This window comes from Burkholderia sp. SR8, assembly GCF_052851275.1.
Map to the genome: position 1 here is coordinate 219,419 of NZ_JAULUC010000006.1, position 21,063 is coordinate 240,481.

At 68.6% G+C, this 21,063-nt stretch carries 17 protein-coding genes; 9 read left to right on the forward strand and 8 right to left on the reverse strand.

Features of this window, described 5'->3' with window-relative positions; translation table 11 throughout:
* Positions 1-198 precede the first annotated feature (198 nt).
* On the reverse strand, positions 199-966 hold the full coding sequence (locus tag Q3A80_RS10070) for a Crp/Fnr family transcriptional regulator (protein ID WP_446328896.1): 768 nt from the start codon (positions 964-966) through the stop codon (positions 199-201).
* A gap of 168 nt (positions 967-1,134) precedes the next feature.
* Here Q3A80_RS10070 and Q3A80_RS10075 point away from each other — a divergent pair, with 168 nt between their 5' ends.
* Complete coding sequence (locus tag Q3A80_RS10075; protein ID WP_446328897.1) at positions 1,135-2,787, forward strand: acyl-CoA synthetase; 1,653 nt, start codon at positions 1,135-1,137, stop codon at positions 2,785-2,787.
* 38 nt (positions 2,788-2,825) lie between these two features.
* Here Q3A80_RS10075 and Q3A80_RS10080 read toward each other — a convergent pair whose 3' ends face one another.
* From Q3A80_RS10080 to Q3A80_RS10090, 3 genes are all read right to left on the reverse strand, one after another.
* Positions 2,826-4,808 carry a methyl-accepting chemotaxis protein gene (locus tag Q3A80_RS10080; protein WP_446328898.1) on the reverse strand — a complete coding sequence of 661 codons (1,983 nt, stop codon included), beginning with the start codon at positions 4,806-4,808 and terminating at the stop codon, positions 2,826-2,828.
* Between the two features lie 507 nt (positions 4,809-5,315).
* On the reverse strand, positions 5,316-5,705 hold the full coding sequence (locus Q3A80_RS10085) for a YqaA family protein (RefSeq protein ID WP_446328899.1): 390 nt from the start codon (positions 5,703-5,705) through the stop codon (positions 5,316-5,318).
* A 135-nt stretch (positions 5,706-5,840) separates the two neighbouring features.
* Positions 5,841-6,494 carry a LysE family translocator gene (locus Q3A80_RS10090; RefSeq protein WP_446328900.1) on the reverse strand — a complete coding sequence of 218 codons (654 nt, stop codon included), beginning with the start codon at positions 6,492-6,494 and terminating at the stop codon, positions 5,841-5,843.
* 282 nt (positions 6,495-6,776) lie between these two features.
* Here Q3A80_RS10090 and Q3A80_RS10095 point away from each other — a divergent pair, with 282 nt between their 5' ends.
* Positions 6,777-7,259 (forward strand): Lrp/AsnC family transcriptional regulator, encoded by a 483-nt coding sequence (locus Q3A80_RS10095; protein ID WP_006755380.1) that lies wholly within the window; start codon positions 6,777-6,779, stop codon positions 7,257-7,259.
* A gap of 988 nt (positions 7,260-8,247) precedes the next feature.
* Here Q3A80_RS10095 and Q3A80_RS10100 read toward each other — a convergent pair.
* Positions 8,248-9,906: an IclR family transcriptional regulator gene (locus Q3A80_RS10100; protein ID WP_446328901.1), complete on the reverse strand. Its 1,659-nt coding sequence runs from the start codon at positions 9,904-9,906 to the stop codon at positions 8,248-8,250.
* Between the two features lie 177 nt (positions 9,907-10,083).
* Between Q3A80_RS10100 and Q3A80_RS10105 the strand changes: the two genes are divergently transcribed.
* The 3 genes from Q3A80_RS10105 (at position 10,084) to Q3A80_RS10115 (ending at position 14,046) form a co-directional block, all read left to right on the forward strand.
* Positions 10,084-11,043: an MBL fold metallo-hydrolase gene (locus Q3A80_RS10105; protein WP_446328902.1), complete on the forward strand. Its 960-nt coding sequence runs from the start codon at positions 10,084-10,086 to the stop codon at positions 11,041-11,043.
* 185 nt (positions 11,044-11,228) lie between these two features.
* Positions 11,229-12,608, forward strand: a complete 1,380-nt coding sequence (locus tag Q3A80_RS10110; RefSeq protein WP_446328903.1) for an MFS transporter — start codon at positions 11,229-11,231, stop codon at positions 12,606-12,608.
* 88 nt (positions 12,609-12,696) lie between these two features.
* Positions 12,697-14,046 (forward strand): MFS transporter, encoded by a 1,350-nt coding sequence (locus Q3A80_RS10115; protein ID WP_446328904.1) that lies wholly within the window; start codon positions 12,697-12,699, stop codon positions 14,044-14,046.
* Positions 14,047-14,281: 235 nt separating this feature from the next.
* Here the strand turns inward: Q3A80_RS10115 and Q3A80_RS10120 are convergent, their stop codons facing one another.
* Positions 14,282-15,082, reverse strand: a complete 801-nt coding sequence (locus tag Q3A80_RS10120) for an SDR family NAD(P)-dependent oxidoreductase (RefSeq protein WP_446328905.1) — start codon at positions 15,080-15,082, stop codon at positions 14,282-14,284.
* 150 nt (positions 15,083-15,232) lie between these two features.
* On the opposite strand from Q3A80_RS10120, the gene Q3A80_RS10125 reads away from it, so the two are divergent.
* The gene (locus tag Q3A80_RS10125) at positions 15,233-16,195 is read left to right on the forward strand and encodes a GlxA family transcriptional regulator (protein ID WP_446328906.1); all 963 of its coding nucleotides are present in this window, start codon (positions 15,233-15,235) and stop codon (positions 16,193-16,195) included.
* Between the two features lie 21 nt (positions 16,196-16,216).
* On the opposite strand, the gene Q3A80_RS10130 is transcribed toward Q3A80_RS10125, so the two are convergent.
* Complete coding sequence (locus Q3A80_RS10130) at positions 16,217-16,708, reverse strand: 2,4'-dihydroxyacetophenone dioxygenase family protein (RefSeq protein ID WP_446328907.1); 492 nt, start codon at positions 16,706-16,708, stop codon at positions 16,217-16,219.
* 157 nt (positions 16,709-16,865) lie between these two features.
* Here Q3A80_RS10130 and Q3A80_RS10135 point away from each other — a divergent pair, with 157 nt between their 5' ends.
* Together Q3A80_RS10135 and Q3A80_RS10140 are read left to right on the forward strand one after the other, a co-directional pair.
* Entirely contained in the window at positions 16,866-17,345 is a 480-nt protein-coding gene (locus tag Q3A80_RS10135; protein WP_446328908.1) for a MarR family winged helix-turn-helix transcriptional regulator, read from the forward strand.
* The gene (locus Q3A80_RS10140) at positions 17,342-18,589 is read left to right on the forward strand and encodes an MFS transporter (RefSeq protein WP_446328909.1); all 1,248 of its coding nucleotides are present in this window, start codon (positions 17,342-17,344) and stop codon (positions 18,587-18,589) included. Before Q3A80_RS10135 ends, Q3A80_RS10140 begins: the two co-directional genes overlap by 4 nt.
* Positions 18,590-18,598: 9 nt before the next feature.
* Here Q3A80_RS10140 and Q3A80_RS10145 read toward each other — a convergent pair whose 3' ends face one another.
* Complete coding sequence (locus Q3A80_RS10145; RefSeq protein WP_446328910.1) at positions 18,599-19,564, reverse strand: LysR family transcriptional regulator; 966 nt, start codon at positions 19,562-19,564, stop codon at positions 18,599-18,601.
* Between the two features lie 105 nt (positions 19,565-19,669).
* On the opposite strand from Q3A80_RS10145, the gene Q3A80_RS10150 reads away from it, so the two are divergent.
* Positions 19,670-21,028, forward strand: coding sequence for an aminotransferase class III-fold pyridoxal phosphate-dependent enzyme (locus tag Q3A80_RS10150; RefSeq protein WP_446328911.1), 1,359 nt, complete (start codon positions 19,670-19,672; stop codon positions 21,026-21,028).
* Positions 21,029-21,063 lie beyond the last annotated feature (35 nt).

Here is a 21,063-nt window from a genome sequence, read left to right on the forward strand (position 1 = left end):
TCGGTGAAGGGAACCCGAATGATAGGCGTCGGGGCGGAACGGGTTACTGGCGCGAAACTGGCGGGATTGTCAGGTTGGCACGCGGCGATGGCTGCCCGATTCATCGGATCAAAAGCGTGCGCGCGCAGCGGCGAACGCGAGGCAGCCGCACCGGCCGTGCATGCCGCCGCGTCGACGATTCCGTTCATCGCGCGTCGCTCAGATCTGCTCCATCCCGACCCGCGCGAGCGCGGCCAGGTCGACCACGTCGATCTGGTTGTACGCGAGCCGCAGCACGCCGCGCTTCTCGAGCTGCTGCAGCGCCTGATTGATCCGCTGCCGCGACACGCCGACGAGCATCCCCAGTTCTTCCTGCGAGATCGCGAGCGACGGGCCGGTGTCCGGGTACAGGTCGGGGTTGAACAGCTGCGCGAGCGCCTGCGCGACGCGCGCGTCGACGTCGAGCAGCCGGCTGTTCTGGATCGACGCGATGAACTCGCCCATCCGGTTGTTCAGCTGATGGATCACGAAGCGCGTGAACGGCAGGCTCGTGTCGAGCAGCGCATGGAACGTGTCGACCGGCACGAACAGCACGGTCGAGCGCTGGACCGCGACCACTTCGTATTTGCGCAACTCGCGCTTGATCACGCTGCCTTCGCCGAACCAGCCGCCCGACGGCACGCCCGAAAACGTGCAGCCGCGCCCCGATGCGTTGAAGATCGCGAGCTTCAGCAGCCCGCGATGTACGCCGATCCAGTATTCGGATGGTGCGAGCCGCTGCGCGACCACGTCGCCGGCTTCGCGCTGCTCGGCGCGCGACTGTGCAAGCACGAGCGCCTGATGTTCCGGCGCGAGCGCGCGGAACCACGCGCACTGGCCGAACAGCGCGGCGAGCGGCGGCAACGGGCCCGGTTCGAGCGGCGTGTCGGCCGGCGGGCCGGAGGCGAGGGCGGCCGCGTCGGGCGGCGCAACGGAGCGGTCGTGCATGGATGCGGGTTTGCGAGGATAGGGATAACGCGCAGCGCTCGCGGGGTACTCTGTCGTTTCGATGACAGACGGCTCACAATAGCGCCCGTTAGGCTGTCGGCAATTGAACCACATCAAAACGATCCGGGGTGCATGCACGCCGGTCGATAGAAACCGGGAGACAGGATCATGACGCAGATGTTCGAGGCCGGACTCGGCCGCCGCGATGCCAACTACGTGCCGCTCACGCCGATCGATTTTCTGGTCCGCGCGGCCGAGGTCTACGGCGAGCGCCTCGCGATCGTGCACGGCGACGTGCGGCGCACGTGGGGCGAAACGTACACGCGCGCGAAGCAGCTCGCGAGCGCGCTCGCGCAGGCCGGCGTCGCGCGCGGCGACACCGTCGCGGCGCTGCTGCCGAACATTCCGGCGATGGTCGAGGCGCACTTCGGCGTGCCGATGGCCGGCGCGGTACTCAACACGATCAACACGCGGCTCGACATCTCGTCGGTGCTGTTCATGCTGCGTCACGGCGAGGCGAAGGTGCTGATCGTCGATACCGAATACGCGGATCTCGCGCAGCGCGCGGCGCTCGAACTGCCGGGGCTGAAGATCGTCAGCGTCGCCGACGCGATGCCGGCCGACGCCGCGCGCTTCGCGGGCGCGACCGATTACGAGGCGTTCGTCGCGAGCGGCGACCCCGAGCATCCATGGACGCTGCCCGCGGACGAATGGGATGCGATCGCGCTGAACTACACGTCGGGCACGACAGGCGACCCGAAGGGCGTCGTGTATCACCACCGCGGCGCGTATCTCGCGGCGATCAGCAACATCCTCGAATGGGACATGCCGAAGCACGCGGTGTATCTGTGGACGCTGCCGATGTTCCACTGCAACGGCTGGTGCTTCCCCTGGGCCGTCGCGGCGCGCGCGGGCGTGAACGTGTGCCTGCGCAAGTTCGACGCGAAGACCGTGTTCGACCTGATCCGCCGCGAACGCGTCACGCATTACTGCGGCGCGCCGATCGTGCAGAGCGCGATCGCGAACGCGCCGGCCGAGCTGCGCGAAGGCATCGATCACACGGTGCACGCGATGGTCGCCGGTGCGGCGCCCGCGCCGGCCGTGATCGCGAAGATGAAGGAGATCGGCTTCGACCTGCTGCACGTGTACGGGCTGACCGAAGTCTACGGCCCGGCGACCGTGTGCGCGAAGCAGGCGCACTGGGATGCGCTGCCCGACGACGAACGCGCGCGGCTCAATGCGCGGCAGGGCGTGCGCTATCACCTGGAAGCAGGCGCGACGGTACTCGACCCGGACACGATGGCGCCGGTGCCGGCCGACGGCGAGACGCTCGGCGAGATCATGTTCCGCGGCAACATCTGCATGAAGGGCTACCTGAAGAACCCGAAGGCGACCGACGAAGCATTCCACGGCGGCTGGTTCCATACGGGCGATCTCGGCGTGCTGACGCCGGACGGCTATATCCGCATCAAGGATCGCCGCAAGGACATCATCATTTCCGGCGGCGAGAACATCTCGAGCATCGAGGTCGAGGATGCGCTGTACCGGCATCCGGCCGTCGCGGTCGCGGCGGTCGTCGCGATGCCGGACCCGAAGTGGGGCGAAGTGCCGTGCGCGTTCGTCGAGCTGCGCGACGGCGCGAGCGCGACCGAGGAGGAGATCGTCGCGCACTGCAGACAGCTGCTCGCGGGGTTCAAGGTGCCGAAGGCCGTGCGCTTCGGCGAGCTGCCGAAGACGTCGACCGGCAAGATCCAGAAATTCCAGCTGCGCAACGCGGTTGGCTCCGACAAGGCGATCGATCTGGCCGGCGACAAGAAGTAACGGGCGGGCCGGGCGGCGGCCCGGCCGTTCGTCGCGTGTCACGCGGTGCGCTCGAGCCGGAACACGCTGACGGCTTCCGACAGCTGCGCGGCCTGGTCGCGCAACGCGACGGCCGCGCGCTCCGCATCCGAGATCAGCGTCGCGTTCTGCTGCGTCGCCTCGCCGATCTGCGTGATGGCCTGGTTCACCTGCTCGATCCCGGTCGACTGCTCGCGCGACGCGGCGCTGATCTCGCCGATCAGCGTGCTGACCTGCTCGATGCGCTGGACGATGTCGCGCATCGTGCCGCGCGCGGCGTCCGCGATCCGGTAGCCCTGTTCGACGGTCGTCGACGATTCGGCGCTCAGCGCGTCGATTTCCTTCACCGCGGCCGCGCTGCGCTGCGCGAGCGCGCGCACTTCGGCCGCGACCACCGCGAAGCCCCTGCCGTGTTCGCCCGCGCGTGCGGCCTCGACCGCCGCGTTCAGCGCGAGGATGTTGGTCTGGAACGCGATGCCTTCGATCGTGCTCGTGATTTCGGCGATGCGGCGCGTCGCGCGGCCGATGTCGTCCATCGTCGCGACCACGCGCTGCACCGCGGTGTCGCCGTCGGTCGCGGCGGCCGATGCGTCCGCGACCAGCGCGTTCGCCTGCGCCGCGTGCTCGGCATTCTGCTGCACGGCGGCCGTGATCTGCTCCATGCTGGCCGCCGTCTGCTCGACGCTGCTCGCCTGCGTCGCGATCCGTGCGGCGATGTCGCCGCTGCCGGCCGCGATGCCGACCGTGCCGCGCGCGATGTCGGACGCGCTGCCGCGCACCTGCGCGACGATCCGCGCGAGGCCGTCGCCGATGCCGTCGACCGCCTGCACGAGCCGGCCGATCTCGTCGTTGCCCGCGGCGCCGCGCGCGGCCGCGCCGTCGCGAATCCGGATGCTGAGATCGCCGGCCGCATAACGTTCCGAGGCGCGGGCCGCCGCATCGAGCGGCCGGCTCACGACGCGCCGCACGACCATGACGAACAGCGCGGCGAATGCCGCGACGAGCACGGCCGCGATCATCAGGAAGCGGTTGCGGATGGTGCGCATGCCGGCCAGCAGCTCGTCGTCGAGCGCGATGCCGCCGACCAGCCACTGCCATTGCGGGATCGTCGTGAACGACACGAATTTCGCGGTGGGCCGCGCATCGTGCGCGGCCGGGTCGGCCGACGTGTACGCGAGCCGGCCCTGGCCGGCCGCGAGCATCTGCGCGTACGGCGCACGCGTGTCGTCGGCACGCTGGCCGGCCCCATCCGGATGGACGACGAAGGTGCCGCGCGGCGCGCCCTGCGACGCATCGAGCACGAAGTAGTAGCCGTTGTCGCCGATCTTCAGTGCACGGATGCCGTCCTGGACCACCTGCAGTTCGGCGCCGACGTCGAGGCCGACGAACAGCGCGCCGATCACGCGGCCCGTCGCGTCGGTGACCGGCTTGTACTGCGTGATGTACGGCCGGCCGAACAGTTTCGCGAGCCCCGTATAGCTGCGTCCGGCGACGAGCGGCGCGTACGCGGGCCCGGCGCGATCGAGGCGCGTGCCCACTGCGCGCGTGCCGTCCTGTTTCTTCAGCGACGTCGTGACGCGCACGAAATCGTCGCCGTCGCGCGCGAAGATCGTCGCGATCGCGCCGCTCTTCTTCAGGAACTGGTCGGGAATCGCGTAATCGAGATCGAGCGGCTGGCCGCCCGCGGACAGCACCGGCGCGGCGACGCCGCCGATGTCGACGGTGCGCGTCGCGTCGAGCGAGAAATCGGGCGGCAGGAAACTCGCGAACAGCGTCATCGCGCGGGTGGCTTCGGCGGACAGCGCCTTGTCGAACATCTCGACCATCGCGCGGATCGACTGCTCCTTGTCCGCGATGCGTGCGTGCGCCTCGTCGGCGAGTTGCTGGCTGGCGAAGTGTGCGAGCGCCCATGCAAAGACGGTGAACAGCAGCGCGACGAGCGCACACGCGAGCGCGGCAAGGCGCGCGCCGACGCTCGCCCGGCCCAATTGAGTCAATCTCATGCGGCATCCTGAGTGGGGTGGGACAAGGGCGGAACGCACGCGTCACCGCGACACTGTAAGGAATACGGCAGCTTCGGCGAAATCTTTAGCGGTGCGATGCAGGGGGATGCGAAGGGACAGCGCGACGGCTGGATGCGACGGGGCGATGCGACCGGGAAGCGCGACGGGCGAATGCGGAGGCGCGACGCGACGGCGCGATCCGTACGGGCGATCCGATGAGGCGATGCGACGGCTGGATGCTAAGGGCCGCTGTGAAGGGCCAATGCGAAGGGCCAATGCGAAGGGCCGATGCGAAGGGCCGATGCGAAGGGCCGATGCGAAAGGCCGATGCGAAAGGCCAATGCGAAGGGCCAATGCGAAAGGCCAATGCGAAAGGCCAATGCGAAGGGCCAATGCGAAGGGCCAATGCGAAAGGCCAATGCGAAGGGCCAATGCAGGTGCCGCCGCGACGGGGCGATGCAGACCGCGATACGGGGCGGCGGCGGCGCGGCCCCGGGGCGGCCGATGTCAGGCCGTCACGAGCCACGCGACGGCGAGATACCGTCCGACCTTCGCGATCGTCACGATCGCGACGAAGGTCGGCAACGGTTCGCGCAGCACGCCGGCAATGACCGTCAGCGGATCGCCGATCACCGGCGCCCAGCTCAACAGAAGCGACCAGCGCCCATAGCGCCTGTACCAGCCTTCCGCGCGGGCGAGCGCGGCCGGCTTGACCGGAAACCAGCGGCGGTCGCGAAAGTGCTCGATGCCGCGGCCGAGAACCCAGTTGATCGCCGAGCCCGCGACGTTGCCGGCGCTCGCGACCAGCACCAGCGCCCATACGGGTTCGCGCCCGGCGAGCAGCAGGCCGGCGAGCACGGCTTCGGACTGGAGCGGGAACAGGGTCGCCGCGACCATCGACACGGCGAACAGGCCGCCGTAGTGAGCAGTTCGGACATCGCGCGATTGTACCGGCCGCGCGCCGGGCGGCATGACGCGGCGTGCGGCTGCCGCGCGGAACGACCGCGCCTGACGGCAGCCGTGCCCGGCCGTTCAGTTCCAGCCGACCATGATCGCGCCCATCCCGACCAGCAGCCCGCCCGTCACGCGATTCATCGCGCGCATCCGCGCCGGGCGCTGCAACGCGCGGCTCAGCCGGTGCGAGAACAGCGCCATCGACGCGACGCCGCCGGCGAACAGCACCGTGAAGGTCGCCGCGAGCAGCAGGAATTGCGCGTTCAGGCTCCAGTCCGCGTCCGGGACGATGAACTGAGGAAAGAACGACGGGAAGAACAGCAGCGTCTTCGGGTTCAGGCCGGACGTCGCGACGCCGCGCCAGAACAGCGCGCGTCCGGTGTCGCCGTCGCTGTCGTCGGCAGCCGTGCCGCCGGCTTCTGCCGATGCGGCGGCTGCCGCGGCCGGCGCGCGGCTGAGCCATTGCTTGCAGCCGAGCCAGACGAGGTAAGCGGCGCCGGCCCAGCGCAGCACGGTCAGCGCGTGCTCGTCGAGGTGGACCAGCGAATTCAGGCACAGCGCGGTCAGCGCGAGTTGCAGCAGCACGGCGAGCGTGCCGCCCCACACGCACGGCAGCGCGCGGCGCCAGCCGGCGCGCAACGCGTGATTCATCGTGAGGAGGTTGACGGGGCCGGGGGCGTAGATGAGGACGGCGGATGCGGCGACGAACGACAGATAAAGCCTGAACGACATGACGGAAGTGCGGAAACGGAGGATCAGGCGCCGGCCCGTGCAACCGGATAGGCGCGCGGGAGGCGGGACATTGCATGCCTGCGTGTCCGGCGCCGCAACTCGTGATTGCGGCCGGGCCTCCCGTGCGAAGGGGTTGTCGCGGGGAGCGTGCCGGACGACAGGCATGGAGAAAATGTATCAAGCCGGCCGGTTAAAAGGCTTCCTGTTTTCCAGCAAAATCAGTCTGAAACCGGAATTCTGTTCAGCTAGAATTTGGATTTTCAGTAGAAGATTCTTCCTATCATGGCAACCCGCGAACGCACGCCGAAAACCCTCGACAACCAGGACCGCAAGATCCTCGGTGCACTGCAAAAAAATGCGCGTCTGTCGAACGCCGAACTGGCCGAACAGATCGGCATGTCGACCACCGCATGCTGGAACCGCACGCGGCAGCTCGAACTCGACGGCTACATCGACGGCTACGTCGCGCTCGTCAACCAGCGCATGCTCGGCTATGCGGACATCGTGATCCTCGAAGTCACGCTCGATCGCCACGAGGACGACGCGCTGGCCCGTTTCGGCGCGGAACTCGCGGCGCTGCCGGAGGTGCTCGAGGCGTATCTGGTGTCGGGCGAATACGACTACTGGATCAAGGTCGCGGTGGACGGTACCGCCGGATATGAGCGCTTTCTGCGCGAGAAGCTGTACAGGATTTCGAGCATCCGGCACAGCCGCTCGATGTTCGCGCTGCGGTGCATGAAGGACGTGCCGTCGATTCAGGTGTGACGTGGCGGCCGCAGGCCGCGGAGCGTCGTGGTCGCGGGTTCGCGGCCGTAGTGAAGAAGAGGGGCGTAATCGGGCTGGAACGGCCGGTGCGCGGGACGCGGAGCCGGATTCAGGCGGGCCAATCCACTAGACAGAGAAACAGGATGATTCTTCCGTCGCGACCGCGCCCGGAAAAGTGCGATGCGGCGCAATGAGCGGTGCGATACGGCGCGAGCAGCAATCCGACAGGGCGCGACGAGTGGTGCGAAGGGGCCGACGGGGGAGCGACAGGGCTCGACCGCAGATGACACGGTTCGCCCGATGACGCGACACGCCGCGACTGCGCAATGCGCAATGCACAACGGACGGCGGGCAATCCCGCAAGCCGGCGCGGTTCCCGCCGCAGCGGCACAGCAGGCGCGGCCACTGCAACGCCATCAGCGCGCCCACGTCGCGTGAGCGCATTCACATCAGGGCCATTCAGCCCTTTTTACTGATACCTGCCAACTGCACCGATGCCGGACGCGGCGGCCTTTCGGCGCGCGTCCCGGCAGCGGATCAACCGGATAGCGTGCCGCCGGACGGCGGCCGGTCGCTGCGTTCAGCGCGGCAGACGTGCGTGCGCTTCGGCGATGACTTCGCAGTTCTCGAGGTGGAGTGCCCATGCTTCTGCAAGCAGTTCGCCAACACGTGCGAGCCAGCCAGCGGATTGGGTGGAACGATCGGAGACATTAGACGTTTGCATGACGAAGCCCCATATAGGTGGTGAGTTAGGGATAACCCTAATCATAGAGGAACGTCACCGCTTTGTGAAATGCGATTTCGTTATATGAGAATTCCTGACACTTTGTGTTGCTGTCGCGCAACGGGTGTCGCGATGAGCCGCGCCGGCCTTTGCATGGCGAACCGGCGTGACGAGACCCGCGCCGAAGCACGGTTCCCGCGTTGACGCGCAGCAAAGGGGAAGGGAAAGCGAGGCTGCGGAGAGGGGCCGGCGGCGCGGCGGCGATTACCCGCCGATCCACCCGAACCGCCACGACAGGCGGCGCGTCGCGGCGACCAGCGTATGCGCGAGGTCGCTGTCGGGCCCGCGCGGGAAGCCGCGCGACGAGCCGATGATCGCGATCACGAGCCGGATGCTGCCGGTGTGATCGAACACGGGCGCGGCGATCGTCCCGATGCCCGGCACCGGCGCGTCGAACGCGAAATCGAGCTCATCCGCACGAATCGCGGCGAGCCGCGCGCGGAACGCATCGTCGAGCTGCGTCGCGCGGCCGGCGAGGCGCACCGGCTCGTCGGCCAGCAGGCCGGCCAGCACGTCGTCGGACATGCCGGCCGCGAAGATCCGTCCGATCGCCGTATTCACGAGCGACATCACCGTGCCGACCTGCAGGCTCACGTGCTGCGGCCGCGCCGATTCCTCGAGCCGGATCACGGTCGGCCCGAGCGGACCGAGCGTCGCGGCGGCCACGCTCATGTCGGTCGCACCGGCCAGCGCGACGATTTCCGCTTCCGCGTCGCGCGTCGGCGACACGCGCTGCATCGCGATCAGCCCGAGCGCCTGGCCGAGCGGGCCGCCGCCGAAGCAGCCGTCGTCGTCGCGGCTCAGCAGGCCGATTTTCTGCAAGCTCACCAGATGCGGAAACGCCTTCGCGGCCGGCATCCCGGCTGCCGCCGCGAGATCGCGCAGCGGCAGCGCGCGGCCAGCCGATACGAGCGCGAGCAGCAGGTCGCCGGTGCTGTCGAGTGCGTTGATGCCGCGCTGCGTCTTCGCGTCGTCGGCGAGCGCGGGCGGCATGCGCTGGGCCGTCGAAAGGGCGGTCGACCCCGGCACGAGCGGCGGCACGTCGTGCGCTGCGTCGAGCGACGCGGTCGCCTGCCGCGCCGCATCGCGCAGCGCCGTCGCGATCGGGCCATCCCAGCCGACGTCGATCGACCCGGTCGAACCGATGACCGTCAGCGCGAGTTGCAGGCGTCCGTCCGCATCCAGCACCGGCACGCTCATCGCGCTGACGCCCGGGCTCGGCCGATCGACGCCGCGCTCGATGCCGCGTGCGCGGATCGCGTCGAGTTCGGCCTGCCACGCGCCGGCATCGGACGTCGGCCGATCGCCTTCGGCGCCCGCGAGCGTGTCGCCGGCGCCGGCCTGACTCGCCGCCATCGCGTCGAGTTGCGCGGGCTCGCCGAACGCGCGGAACACGCGGCCGGTGGCTGTCGTGTCGAGCGACATCACCGACCCGACGTGCAGGTTCACGTGCAGCGGATAGCCGCCGCGCTCGATGCGCACGATCGTCGGCCCGAGCGCGCCGGGTACCGACAGCGCGACGCTGAGCCCGACCGCTTCCGCGAGCCGCGCCGCGTGCGGCAGCGCCGCGCGATACGCCGGCTGCCGCTCGATCGACATCAGCCCGAGCCGCAGCGACAGCGGCCCCGGCTCGTAGTTGCCGGTGAGCGCGTCGCGTTTCACGAGCGCGAGCCGCGTGAGGCTCACCAGATAAGTGTGCGCCTGCGCGGTCGACAGGTCGGCCGCGGCCGCCAGCTCCGACAGCCCGAGCGGCTTGCGCCGGCGCGCGAGCGCGTCGAGCAGCCGGCCGCCGACCTCGACGCTCTGGATCCCGCGCTGCGCCTTCGCTGGCGCGTCGTCTGCGCTGACTTCGTGGTTCTGCACGCGATGATTCTTCCGATGACGAAACCCCGCATGGTATCCGACGCCATTTCACGCGGCAGCCCGCAGGTTTACCCGTATTAGACAATAGCAAGCGACTTTGTCATTGACAAATAATCGCCGCAGGTCGATGATCCGCTCATCCCCGTCAACACATGGCTCGCAGCCACGGAACGCACAATGGCCAAAGCATTCGCCTCCCAAGCCGATCTGGAAGAGAAGAAAGTCACCTGGACGCAGCTGTCCGAGAACGCGTACGCATACACCGCCGAAGGCGACCCGAACTCGGGCGTGATCGTCGGCGACGACAGCGTGCTGATCGTCGACACGACCGCGACGCCCGCGATGGCGCAGGACCTGATCGCGAAGATCCGCAGCGTGACCGACAAGCCGATCAAGCACGTCGTGCTGTCGCATTACCACGCGGTGCGCGTGCTCGGCGCATCCGCCTATTTCGCCGAAGGCGCGCAGCACGTGATCGCGAGCCGCGGCACCTACGAAATGATCGTCGAGCGCGGCGAGGCCGACATGAAGTCGGAGATCGAGCGCTTCCCGCGTCTGTTCGCGGGCGTCGAGACGGTGCCGGGCCTGACCTGGCCGACGCTCGTGTTCGAGCGCGAGATCACGCTGTTTCTCGGCAAGCTCGCAGTGAAGATCATGCACGTCGGCTCCGGCCACACGAAGGGCGACACGATCGTGTGGCTGCCGTCGCAGAAGGTGCTGTTCTCCGGCGACCTCGTCGAATACGACGCGGCCTGCTATTGCGGCGACGCCCAGCTCGAACAGTGGCCGGCCACGCTGGAGGCGTTGCGCGCGCTCGGCGCCGACAAGCTCGTGCCGGGCCGCGGCCCCGCGCTGCTGAATCCGGCTGAAGTGAACAAGGGTCTCGACTACACGAAGGACTTCGTGACGACGCTGCTCGAGCAGGGCCGCAAGGCCGTCGAGCGCAAGCTCGACCTGAAGGCGTCGATGGCGCTCACGCGCGAAGCGATGGATCCGAAGTTCGGCCATGTGTTCATCTACGAGCACTGCCTGCCGTTCGACGTGTCGCGCGCATTCGACGAGGCGAGCGGCATCACGCATCCGCGCATCTGGACCGCGCAGCGCGACAAGGAAATGTGGGACGCGCTGCAGGACTGAGCGCGTCGCGGCGGCCGGGCGTCCGGGCGGACGTCCCGCCGTTTTGCTGAAGGCCCTTGAACGGCGTCGCTCGCGTTGAGCCGCGCTTCACGGAGCCCCATTCCGATCTCACAAGAAAGCAGGGCGCACGCACGCCCTCGGAGACTGCTGCGCGCTCGAATCGCGCGGCCCGTTTGGAGAGAGACATGCCCCAATCGCTTCCCGCCGAAGCGGCGGTCGCGCACGCGAGTGTCGCGGCGCCGGCTTCCCGCTACGAATCCGCGTCGGCGTCCGTATCCGCAGACGATGCCGGCGACGCGCTGCTGTTCCGCAAGATCGCGTGGCGCATCGTGCCGTTCCTGTTCCTCTGCTACGTGGTGTCGTTCCTCGACCGCATCAACATCGGCTTCGCGCAGTTGCAGATGAAGCACGATCTCGGCTTCAGCGATGCGATGTACGGCCTCGGCGCCGCGGTGTTCTACGTCGGCTACGTGTGCTGCGAGGTGCCGAGCAATCTGCTGCTCGCGCGCTTCGGCGCGCGCCGCACGTTCACGCGGATCATGCTGCTGTGGGGCCTCGCGTCGACCGGGATGATGTTCGTGTCGCAGTCGTCGCATTTCTACGTGCTGCGCTTCCTGCTCGGCGTGTTCGAGGCCGGCTTCTTTCCGGGCATCGTGCTGTACCTGACCTACTGGTTCCCGGCGAACCGGCGCGCGGCGGCGATCTCGGTGTTCTTTGCGGGCGTCGCGGTCGCGGGTGTGCTGGGCGGCCTGATGTCGGGCTGGATCATGCGCGACCTGAGCGGCGTGCTCGGGCTGCACGGCTGGCAGTGGATGTTCGCGATCGAAGGCGCGCCGGCGATCGTGCTCGCGTTCCTGGCGTTCACGTACCTGGTCGATCGGCCGCAGGATGCCGCGTGGCTCACGTCCGATGAAAAGGCGCGCGTCGCGGCGCTGTGCGCCGAAGGGCATGCGCACGGCGCGCACGACAAGCGCAGCCTGATCGCCGCGCTCGCGAACCCGCGCGTCTATCTGTTCGCGTTCATCTACTTCTCGCTGACCTGCGCATCGCTGACGCTCAATTTCTGGATGCCGCTGATGATTCGCGACTTCGGCGTGACCGACGTCGTCGCCGTGAGCCTGTACACGGTCGTGCCGAACGCGGTCGGCGCGATCGGGCTGATCCTGATCGCGCGCCGCTCGGACCGCACCGGCGAGCGCCGCAAGCACTTCGCGTGCTGCACGATCGGCGGCGGGCTCGCACTGGCCGCACTGACGCTGCACCTGCACAGCTTCGCGGCGATGCTCGCGTGCCTGTCGATCGCGGCGACGCTGATCTTCGCCGCGCTGCCGATCTTCTGGGCGGTGCCGACGCGCTACCTGTCGGGCAATGCCGCCGCGGCCGGGATCGCGCTGATCAGCAGCATCGGGATCACGAGCGGGATCGTCAGCCCGTGGGTGATCGGGCTGATCCGCACGCGCACCGGCAGCATGGATCTCGCGGTGTACCTGCTCGCCGCGCTGCTCGCGCTGAGCGGCGCCGCGCTGATGCTCGGCGTGAAGGGCGAATCCGCGCCGCGCGCGTGAGCCACGGCCGGTCGCCGCCGGCGGGCGGCGGTGATCGGCATCGCGTTTCGTGTCCGGCCCGTATTCGCATCCAACGAGGAGACGGTCGATGTCAATCCCCCTGCAAGCGGACGCCGCGCACGCGGCTGCGTCCGGCTCCCCCGCGTCGGACAACGACGCGCTGTACCGCCGCATCGGCATGCGGATCGTGCCGTTCCTGTTCATCTGCTACATCGTGTCGATCCTCGATCGCAGCAACATCGGCTTCGCGCAGTTGCAGATGCGGCAGGACCTCGGCCTGACCGATGCGATGTACAGCCTCGGCGCGGTGCTGTTCTTCGTCGGCTACGTGCTGTTCGAGGTGCCGAGCAACGCGCTGCTGCGCCGCTTCGGCGCGCGCCGCACGTTCGCGCGGATCATGTTCCTGTGGGGCGCGGTGTCGGTCGCGATGATTGCCGTCGACAGCGCGAAGCACTTCTATGTGTTGCGCTTCCTGCTCGGGCTGTTCGAAGCCGGCTTCTTCCCGGGCGTGGTGTTCTATCTGACGTACTGGTATCCGGCGCGCCGGCGCGCGTCGGTGCTGTCGATCTTCTATGCGGGCGTCGCGGTGGCCGGGATGGTCGGCGGGCTGCTGTCGGGCTGGCTGATGCGCGGGATGTCCGGCGTGCTCGGGCTGCACGGCTGGCAATGGATGTTCGCGATCGAGGGCGCGCCCGCGATCCTGCTCGGCGTGATCGCGTGGTTCTGGCTGTGCGACCGCCCCGAACACGCGCGCTGGCTGTCCGACGACGACCGGCAGCGGCTCGCGGCCGACCTGGCCGCCGATCGCGCCGATGCGCCCGCGCACACGGCTTCGTCGCTGCGGCAGGTGCTGGCCGCGCCGCGCACCTATCTGTTCGCGTTCATCTATTTCTCGCTGACGACCGCGCTGCTGATGCTGCTGTTCTGGATGCCACTGATGATTCGCGAGTTCGGCATCCACGACGTCGTCCATATCAGCCTGCTGTCGATCGTGCCGAACGCGATCGGCGCGGCCGGCCTGATCGCGATTGCGCGTCGTTCGGACCGCAAGCGCGAACGTCGCCGGCACTTCGCCGCGTGCGCGTTCGGCGGCGCGGTGGCGCTTGCGTTGCTGACGCTGCACCTGCCGAGCATCGTCGCGATGATGGCACTGCTGTCGCTCGCGGCGATGCTGATCTTCGCCGCGCATCCGGTGTTCTGGGCCGTGCCGTCCGCGTATTTCGCGGGGGCCGGCGCGGCCGGCGGGATCGCGCTGATCAGCAGCATCGGCGTATCGAGCGGGATGATCACGCCGTGGATCGTCGGCGTGATCCGCACGCGCACCGGCAACATGGATTCGGCGATGCTGATGATCGCCGGGCTGCTGGCCGCATGTGCGATTGCAATGCTGGTGGGCGTGCGCGCGACTTCGCTCGAGACGGCGCAAGGGGCGCGTTGATCGGTTGATGCGCCGACGCGGCGCATGCACTGCGGCGGGTGCAGCTGAACCCTATACATGTCGACCGCGGATGCGGCCGTGTCCCGTCGCGCCAGCACCTGTGCCGATCCATCGGCAACGCGCGGGATTCGAGCCGCCACGGTCTCAATCGCTCTGCCGAAGCCAGCAACGACCGGCTGTACGCAGTCCGCGTCGCGCCCCGGACAACCTGGGCCGTGACGCGGCTACCGCCCGACTAGCGCGCAACCGCGTAACGCGGCGCCGGCGTATCCGTCGACAAATGCGGCGCCATCGTGCGCCGCGCGGCCTCGTACGCATCCCATTCGTCGGCCGCATGCAGCGACGGGATCGTCACGAGTTCGCCGCGCTCGAAGCCGACCAGCGCCGCATCGACGAGATCCGACGCCGACATCACGATCTCCTTCGGCAGGTGTTCGACCGGCAGGCCGCCGGTCTGCCAGAACTCGGTGGCCGTCGCGCCGGGCAGCACGGCCTGCACCTGCACGCCCTTGTCGGCGAGCTCGTGATGCAGCGACTGGCTGAATGCGAGCACGAACGCCTTGCTGCCGCCGTACACGCCATTGAGCGTTTCCGGCGAGATCGCGACGATCGACGAGATGTTGATCACCGCGCCGCGGCCGCGCGCGACGAAGCCGGGCACGGCCGCGTACGTCAGCCGCGCGAGCGCGGTCACGTTCAGGTCGATCATGCGCGTCATCGCATCGACGTCGCTGTCGAGCAGCGCCGCATGCGTGCCGATGCCCGCATTGTTCACGAGCAGCGTGATGCTCGCGTCCTGCTTCAGCTTCGCCTCGACGGCGGCGAGCGCCGCTCGGTCGTTGAGGTCCGCGCCGACGATCTCGACGCTGCGCTGCGTGTCGTTCGTGATGCGCTCGGCGAGGGCCGCGAGCCGGTCGCGGTTGCGCGCGACCAGGATCAGGTCGTAGCCGCGGCGCGCGAGCCGGTCGGCGTAGATCGCGCCGATGCCGGACGATGCGCCGGTAATGACGGCGGTACCGCGATGTGCTTCAGTCATGATGTCGCTCCGTGTCGGGAAAAGTGAGTGCGTGACTGCATTCTGGCGTCGAATCGCGGCGACACAAATGACGTAGATGGGTATGATTTCGGACATCGGGTCGAGCGCGACGAACATGACGATCGCGACGCCCCGGCACCGGAGACCTGCATGCACCGAATCGGCTTCCTGATCAGCGACGGCTTCCAGATCATGGCGCTCGCCGCGCAGTCCGTGTTCGAGTACGCGAACCTGGGCGCGGGCGAGCCGTTCTACGCGATGGACAACTATTCCGTCGACGGCGGCGACGTGCGCTCGTCGCTCGGGCTGCCGGTCGCCACGCGCGCGCTGCGCGGGCGGCGCATCGACGTCGATACGTGGATCGTCGCGGGCGTCAACGATCCGCTCGCGTCGCCGCCGCCGGCCGGCGTCGTCGCGTTCCTGCGCCGCACGAACGCGCGTGCGCGGCGGATCGCCGGCATCTGCACGGGCGCGTTCGTGCTCGCCGAGGCGGGGCTGCTCGCGCAGCGCCGCGCGACGACGCACTGGGCGTACGGCCGCGCCATGCAGCAGCACTTTCCGGATATTCGCGTCGAGGAGGACCGGATCTACATCGTCGACGGTCCGATCTGGACGTCGGCCGGGATGACGGCCGGCCTCGACCTCGCGCTCGCGATGGTCGAGAAGGATCTCGGCGCGGACGCCGCGCGCACGGTCGCGCGCAAGCTCGTGATGCACCAGCGCCGCGCGGGCGGCCAGTCGCAGCACTCGGAGATGCTCGATCTCGCGCCCAAATCCGACCGGATCCAGAACGCACTGAACTATGCGCGGCAGAACCTGAGCCGCGCGCTGACCGTCGAGGAACTCGCCGCCGCGGTCCACCTGAGCCCGCGCCAGTTCAGCCGCGTGTTCACGCTCGAGACCGGGCAGTCGCCGGCGAAAGCGATCGAGCGGCTGCGGCTCGAAGCCGCGCGATTGATGATCGAGCAGAGCCGGCATTCACTGGACGTGATCGCGAAGGAGAACGGCTTTCGCGACCGGCGCCACCTGCGCGACGCGTTCGTGCGCGGGTTCGGCGTGCCGCCGCAGGCGGTGCGGCGCGAAGCGCGGGCCGACGAGCGGGAAACGGCCTGATGACCGCCCGATACGCGCGTCTCAGCGCGTGACGAACGCCGTCGCGTCGTGCGGCGCCGTGCGCGCATGCTTGCGCTGGCGCAGCAGCGCGACGCGGCAATTTTCGCGCGCGGTCTCGCGACCGTCGTCGTCGAGCAGCACGAGGTCGCCGCGCATCACGTTCAGCGTAATCACGTCTTCTCCCGGCGCACCGAGCGTTTCCGGCGTATGCACGGACCCCGCCGGCTCCAGCACCGTCGAGCCGGCCTGCGCGATCCACGCGTACTCGCGGTAGCGCCACGCGCCCTGCAACGTATGGACGAACACCTCGCCGTCGTGACGGTGGCGCGGCAGCGTGCCGCCGGCCGGCATCTTCAGCAGCGCGGTCAGCGTGTCTTCCGCCGCATTGATATGCAGATACTTGATCGCGAGCCCCGGCAGGTCCGCGCTCATCGGCAGCCACGGCAGCGCGTCGCCGGGCAGGCACGAAATCGGCGGCAGGTCGGTGGAGAGCGGGGCGGACGGCTGCGTCATGGCGAAAGGCGGAGCGGAAACGGGAAGTGCGCATTATCGCAGAGCGCGATCGGGCGGCAGAACGGGGATCGATCGCATGAGCGGCCGAGCTTGCACGTGCATGCTATATTTACAGGCAAACTGTACAGTTAGACTGTATATATGCTACCGTGAACGAATGAACACGCAATCGTCGTCTCCCGAAGCAGCGCACCTTGCCGGTCTCGCCGGCGAACTCCGCATCTCGGTCAGCAAGCTGATGCGCCGGATGCGCGAGCAAACCCATCCGAACGACCTCACGTCGTCGCAGAAGTCGGTCCTGCTGCGGCTCGACCGCGACGGCCCCGCGACCGTGTCCGCACTCGCGCGCGCGGAAAGCGTGCGCCCGCAGTCGATGCGCACGACGGTGGCGACGCTCGAAGCGATCGGCGCGGTCAGCGGTGCGCCCGATCCGACCGACGGCCGGCAGACGCTGATCGCGCTCACGCCCGCGTTCCGCGAGCGGCTGCAGGCCAATCGCGCGGCGAAGGACGACTGGCTGTTCCGCGCACTGCACGTGCAGCTGTCCGCGCACGAGCAGGCCGAACTTGCGTCGGCCGTGCAGTTGCTGCAGCGGCTTGCCGAATTCCGGGACGCCGCGCGCCCGGAGCGGCCATGAGCGTGCCGGCCGCGGGCGTGTTCCGCTCGCTGCGCAGTTTCAACTACCGCGTGTGGGCAGCCGGCGCGCTGGTGTCCAACGTCGGCACGTGGATCCAGCGCACCGCGCAGGACTGGCTGGTGCTCACGCAACTCACGCACCATGACGCGTCGGCCGTCGGCATCGTGATGTCGCTGCAGTTCGGCCCGCAGCTCCTGCTGCTGCCATGGACCGGCTATGCGGCCGACCGCTTCAACCAGCGCCGGCTGCTGATGACGACGCAGGCGCTGATGGGCGGCCTCGCGATCGCGCTCGGGCTGCTGACGGTCACCGGCGTCGTGCAGCTGTGGCATGTATATCTGTTCGCGTTCCTGTTCGGCTGCGCGTCGGCGTTCGATGCGCCGGTGCGGCAAACCTTCGTCGCGGAACTGGTCGGCGACCGCGAGCTCGCCAACGCGGTCGCGCTCAATTCGACGTCGTTCAACGCCGCGCGGATGATCGGGCCGGCGGCGGCCGGCTTCGTCATCGCGTCGGTCGGCACGGGCTGGGCGTTCCTGCTCAACGGCGTCAGCTTCGTCGCGGTGCTCGCGTCACTGTCGCTGCTGCGCGCCGACGAATTGCGCGAGAACGTGCGTGCCGGCCGCACGCGAGGAAGCCTGCTCGACGGGTTCCGCTACGTCTGGCATCGGCCGGACCTGAAAGCGACGCTCGTGATGCTGTTCCTGATCGGCACGTTCGGGCTGAACTTCCCGCTGTTCATCTCGACGATGGCAGCAGGCGTGTTCCACGTCGATGCGCGCCGCTTCGGCATCCTGTCGTCGATGATGGCGGTCGGCACGATCACGGGCGCGCTGCTCGCCGCGCGCCGCGAACGGCCGCTGTTCCGGCACTTGTGGATCGGCGCCGCCGTGTTCGGAATCGGCTGCACGCTCGGTGCGGTTGCGCCCGGCTACTGGCTGTTCGCGGCGGCGCTCGTGCTGACCGGGATCGCCGCGATGACGTTCACCACGTCGACCAATGCGCTGATGCAGCTGTCGACCGAGCCGGCGATGCGCGGCCGCGTGATGGCGCTGCGGCTCGCCGTTGCGTTCGGCGGCACGCCGATCGGCGCGCCGGTCGCGGGGTGGGTCGCGAACCATCTCGGCCCGCGCTGGGCGCTCGGGGTGGGCGCGGCGTCCGGGTTCGCGGCCGCGCTGGTCGCCGTCTGTTTCCTGGTGCGGATGCGACGTCAGTCGCAAGCCGGCAGCGGCGCCGGTGAAGCCTGAGCCGGGCTGCTACGCGTCGCCGCCGTCGCCGGCCGGCCGCGCCGCCGCATGCGCGGCGTCGAGGCACGACTGGAACAGCAGCGCCGCCCGCGACGGCCGCGGCGAGCGCCGCAGCAGGCTCACGAACCGGCACCGGTAGTTGAACCGGTGCGGCGCGATCGGCTGCATCAAGCCCTTGTTCTCGAAGCTTTCCGCGTAATGGTCGGGCAGGAAGCCGAGGTAGCGGCCCGACAGGATCAGCGTCGCGATCGATTCCTGGTCGGACGCGGTCGCGCTGCGCGTGAGCTTCGCGCGGTGACTCAACTCCATGTTCGGCGAATGGAAGCCGAGCCCGGCGAACGCGTGGTTGCGGATCGTCGTCCACGTGAGCTTGCCGTGCGGCGCGTCGAACAGCGGATGCTGGCGGCCGCAGTACAGCAGCATCCGCTCGTCGAACAGTTCCGAATACACGAGGCTGCCCGAATTGCGGTGCGCGGGAATGATCCCGACCTGATAGCTGCCGTCGATGATCCCGCGCTCGACCTCGTTGATCGACGCGACGTGCAGGTTCAGCGCGACGTCGGGCGCCTCGTCCGCGAACTGGCGGATCGCGTCGCCGAGCCGCGCGTTCGCGTTGGTGGCCGTCTTGTCGAACACCGCGACGTGCAGTTCTCCGCCCATCTTGTCGTGAATGCCGTCGATCCTGCTGCGAAATGCTTCCATCGACGCGAGCAGTCGCAGCGTTTCCTCGTAGACGGTCTGCCCCTCGGCGGTCAGCGTGAAGCCCGCGCGGCCGCGCCGGCACAGCACGAGCCCAAGGCGCGTTTCCAGATCCTTCACGTGGCGGCTGATCGTCGAGATGCCGATATTCAGCTCCAGCTCGGCCGCCGCCATCCCGCCGCATTGCACGACGCCCTTGAAGACCCGCAGCAGCCGCAGGTCCATGTCGCTGAGCTGCCCGAGCAGTGCGCGGCTCTTCGGTTTCTTTGCTTGCATAGTTGCGCAAGTGAACATTGATATTGCGATATTCAAAAGACTAATTGACGTCCCGACAATGCGCAACATCAACCCGAGGAGGAGGGGCGCGCCGCGCCGACCGACATGACCGATACGACCATCGCCAAACAGCACGAAGAGACGAACCTCCGTACCGACGCCGCGTGGCTCGACGCCCACTGGATGCCGTTCACCGCGAACCGCCAGTTCAAGTCCGACCCGCGCATGATCGTGTCGGCGAAGGACGCGTATTACACGGACGGCGAAGGCCGCAAGATCTTCGACGGCCTGTCGGGGCTGTGGTGCACGGGCCTCGGTCACGGCCGCGCGGAAATCACGGAGGCCGTGAGCCGCCAGGTCGCGCAGCTCGACTACGCGCCGGCATTCCAGTTCGGCCATCCGAAGTCGTTCGAGCTCGCGAACAAGATCAAGGACCTGACGCCGGCCGGCCTCGACTACGTGTTCTTCACCGGCTCGGGCTCGGAGGCGGCCGACACGTCGCTGAAGATGGCCCGCGCTTACTGGCGCGCGAAGGGCAAGGGTACGAAGACGCGCCTGATCGGCCGCGAGAAGGGCTATCACGGCGTGAACTACGGCGGCATCTCGGTCGGCGGGATCGGCGCGAACCGCAAGCTGTTCGGCCAGGGGATCGACGCCGACTTCCTGCCGCACACGCAGCTTGCCGAAAACAAGTTCTCGCGCGGGATGCCGGAAAACGGGGCCGACCTGGCCGACCGTCTGCTCGACCTGATCGCGCTGCACGACGCATCGAACATCGCGGCCGTGATCGTCGAGCCGTTCTCGGGCTCGGCAGGCGTGGTCATCCCGCCGAAAGGCTATCTGAAGCGCCTGCGCGACATCTGTACCGCGCACGACATCCTGCTGATCTTCGACGAAGTCATCACGGGCTTCGGCCGTGCCGGCGCGATGACGGGCGCCGACGCATTCGGCGTGGTGCCGGACATCATGAACTTCGCGAAACAGGTCACGAATGGCGCGCAGCCGCTCGGCGGCGTGATCGCGACGAAGGAAATCTACGACACGTTCATGGCTGCGGGCGGCCCCGAGTACATGCTCGAGTTCCCGCACGGCTATACGTACTCGGCGCACCCGGTCGCATGCGCGGCCGGCGTCGCGGCGCTCGACCTGCTCGTGAAGGAAGACGCGGTGGCCCGCGTGCGCGATCTCGCGCCGCATTTCGAGGCGGCCGTGCACGGGCTGAAGGGCCAGCGCCACATCGCGGACATCCGCAACTACGGACTGGCGGCCGGCCTGACGATCGCGGCGCTGCCGGGCGAGCCCGCACGGCGCCCGTACGAGATCGCGATGCGCTGCTGGGCGAAGGGCTTCTACGTGCGCTACGGCGGCGACACGATCCAGCTCGCGCCGCCGTTCATCGCCGAGAAGCGCGAGATCGACAACCTGATCAACGCGCTGTCCGACGCACTGAACGAAGTGGACTGAGCCGCCGCGCGTCCCCAAGCGAAAACCGAATTCAC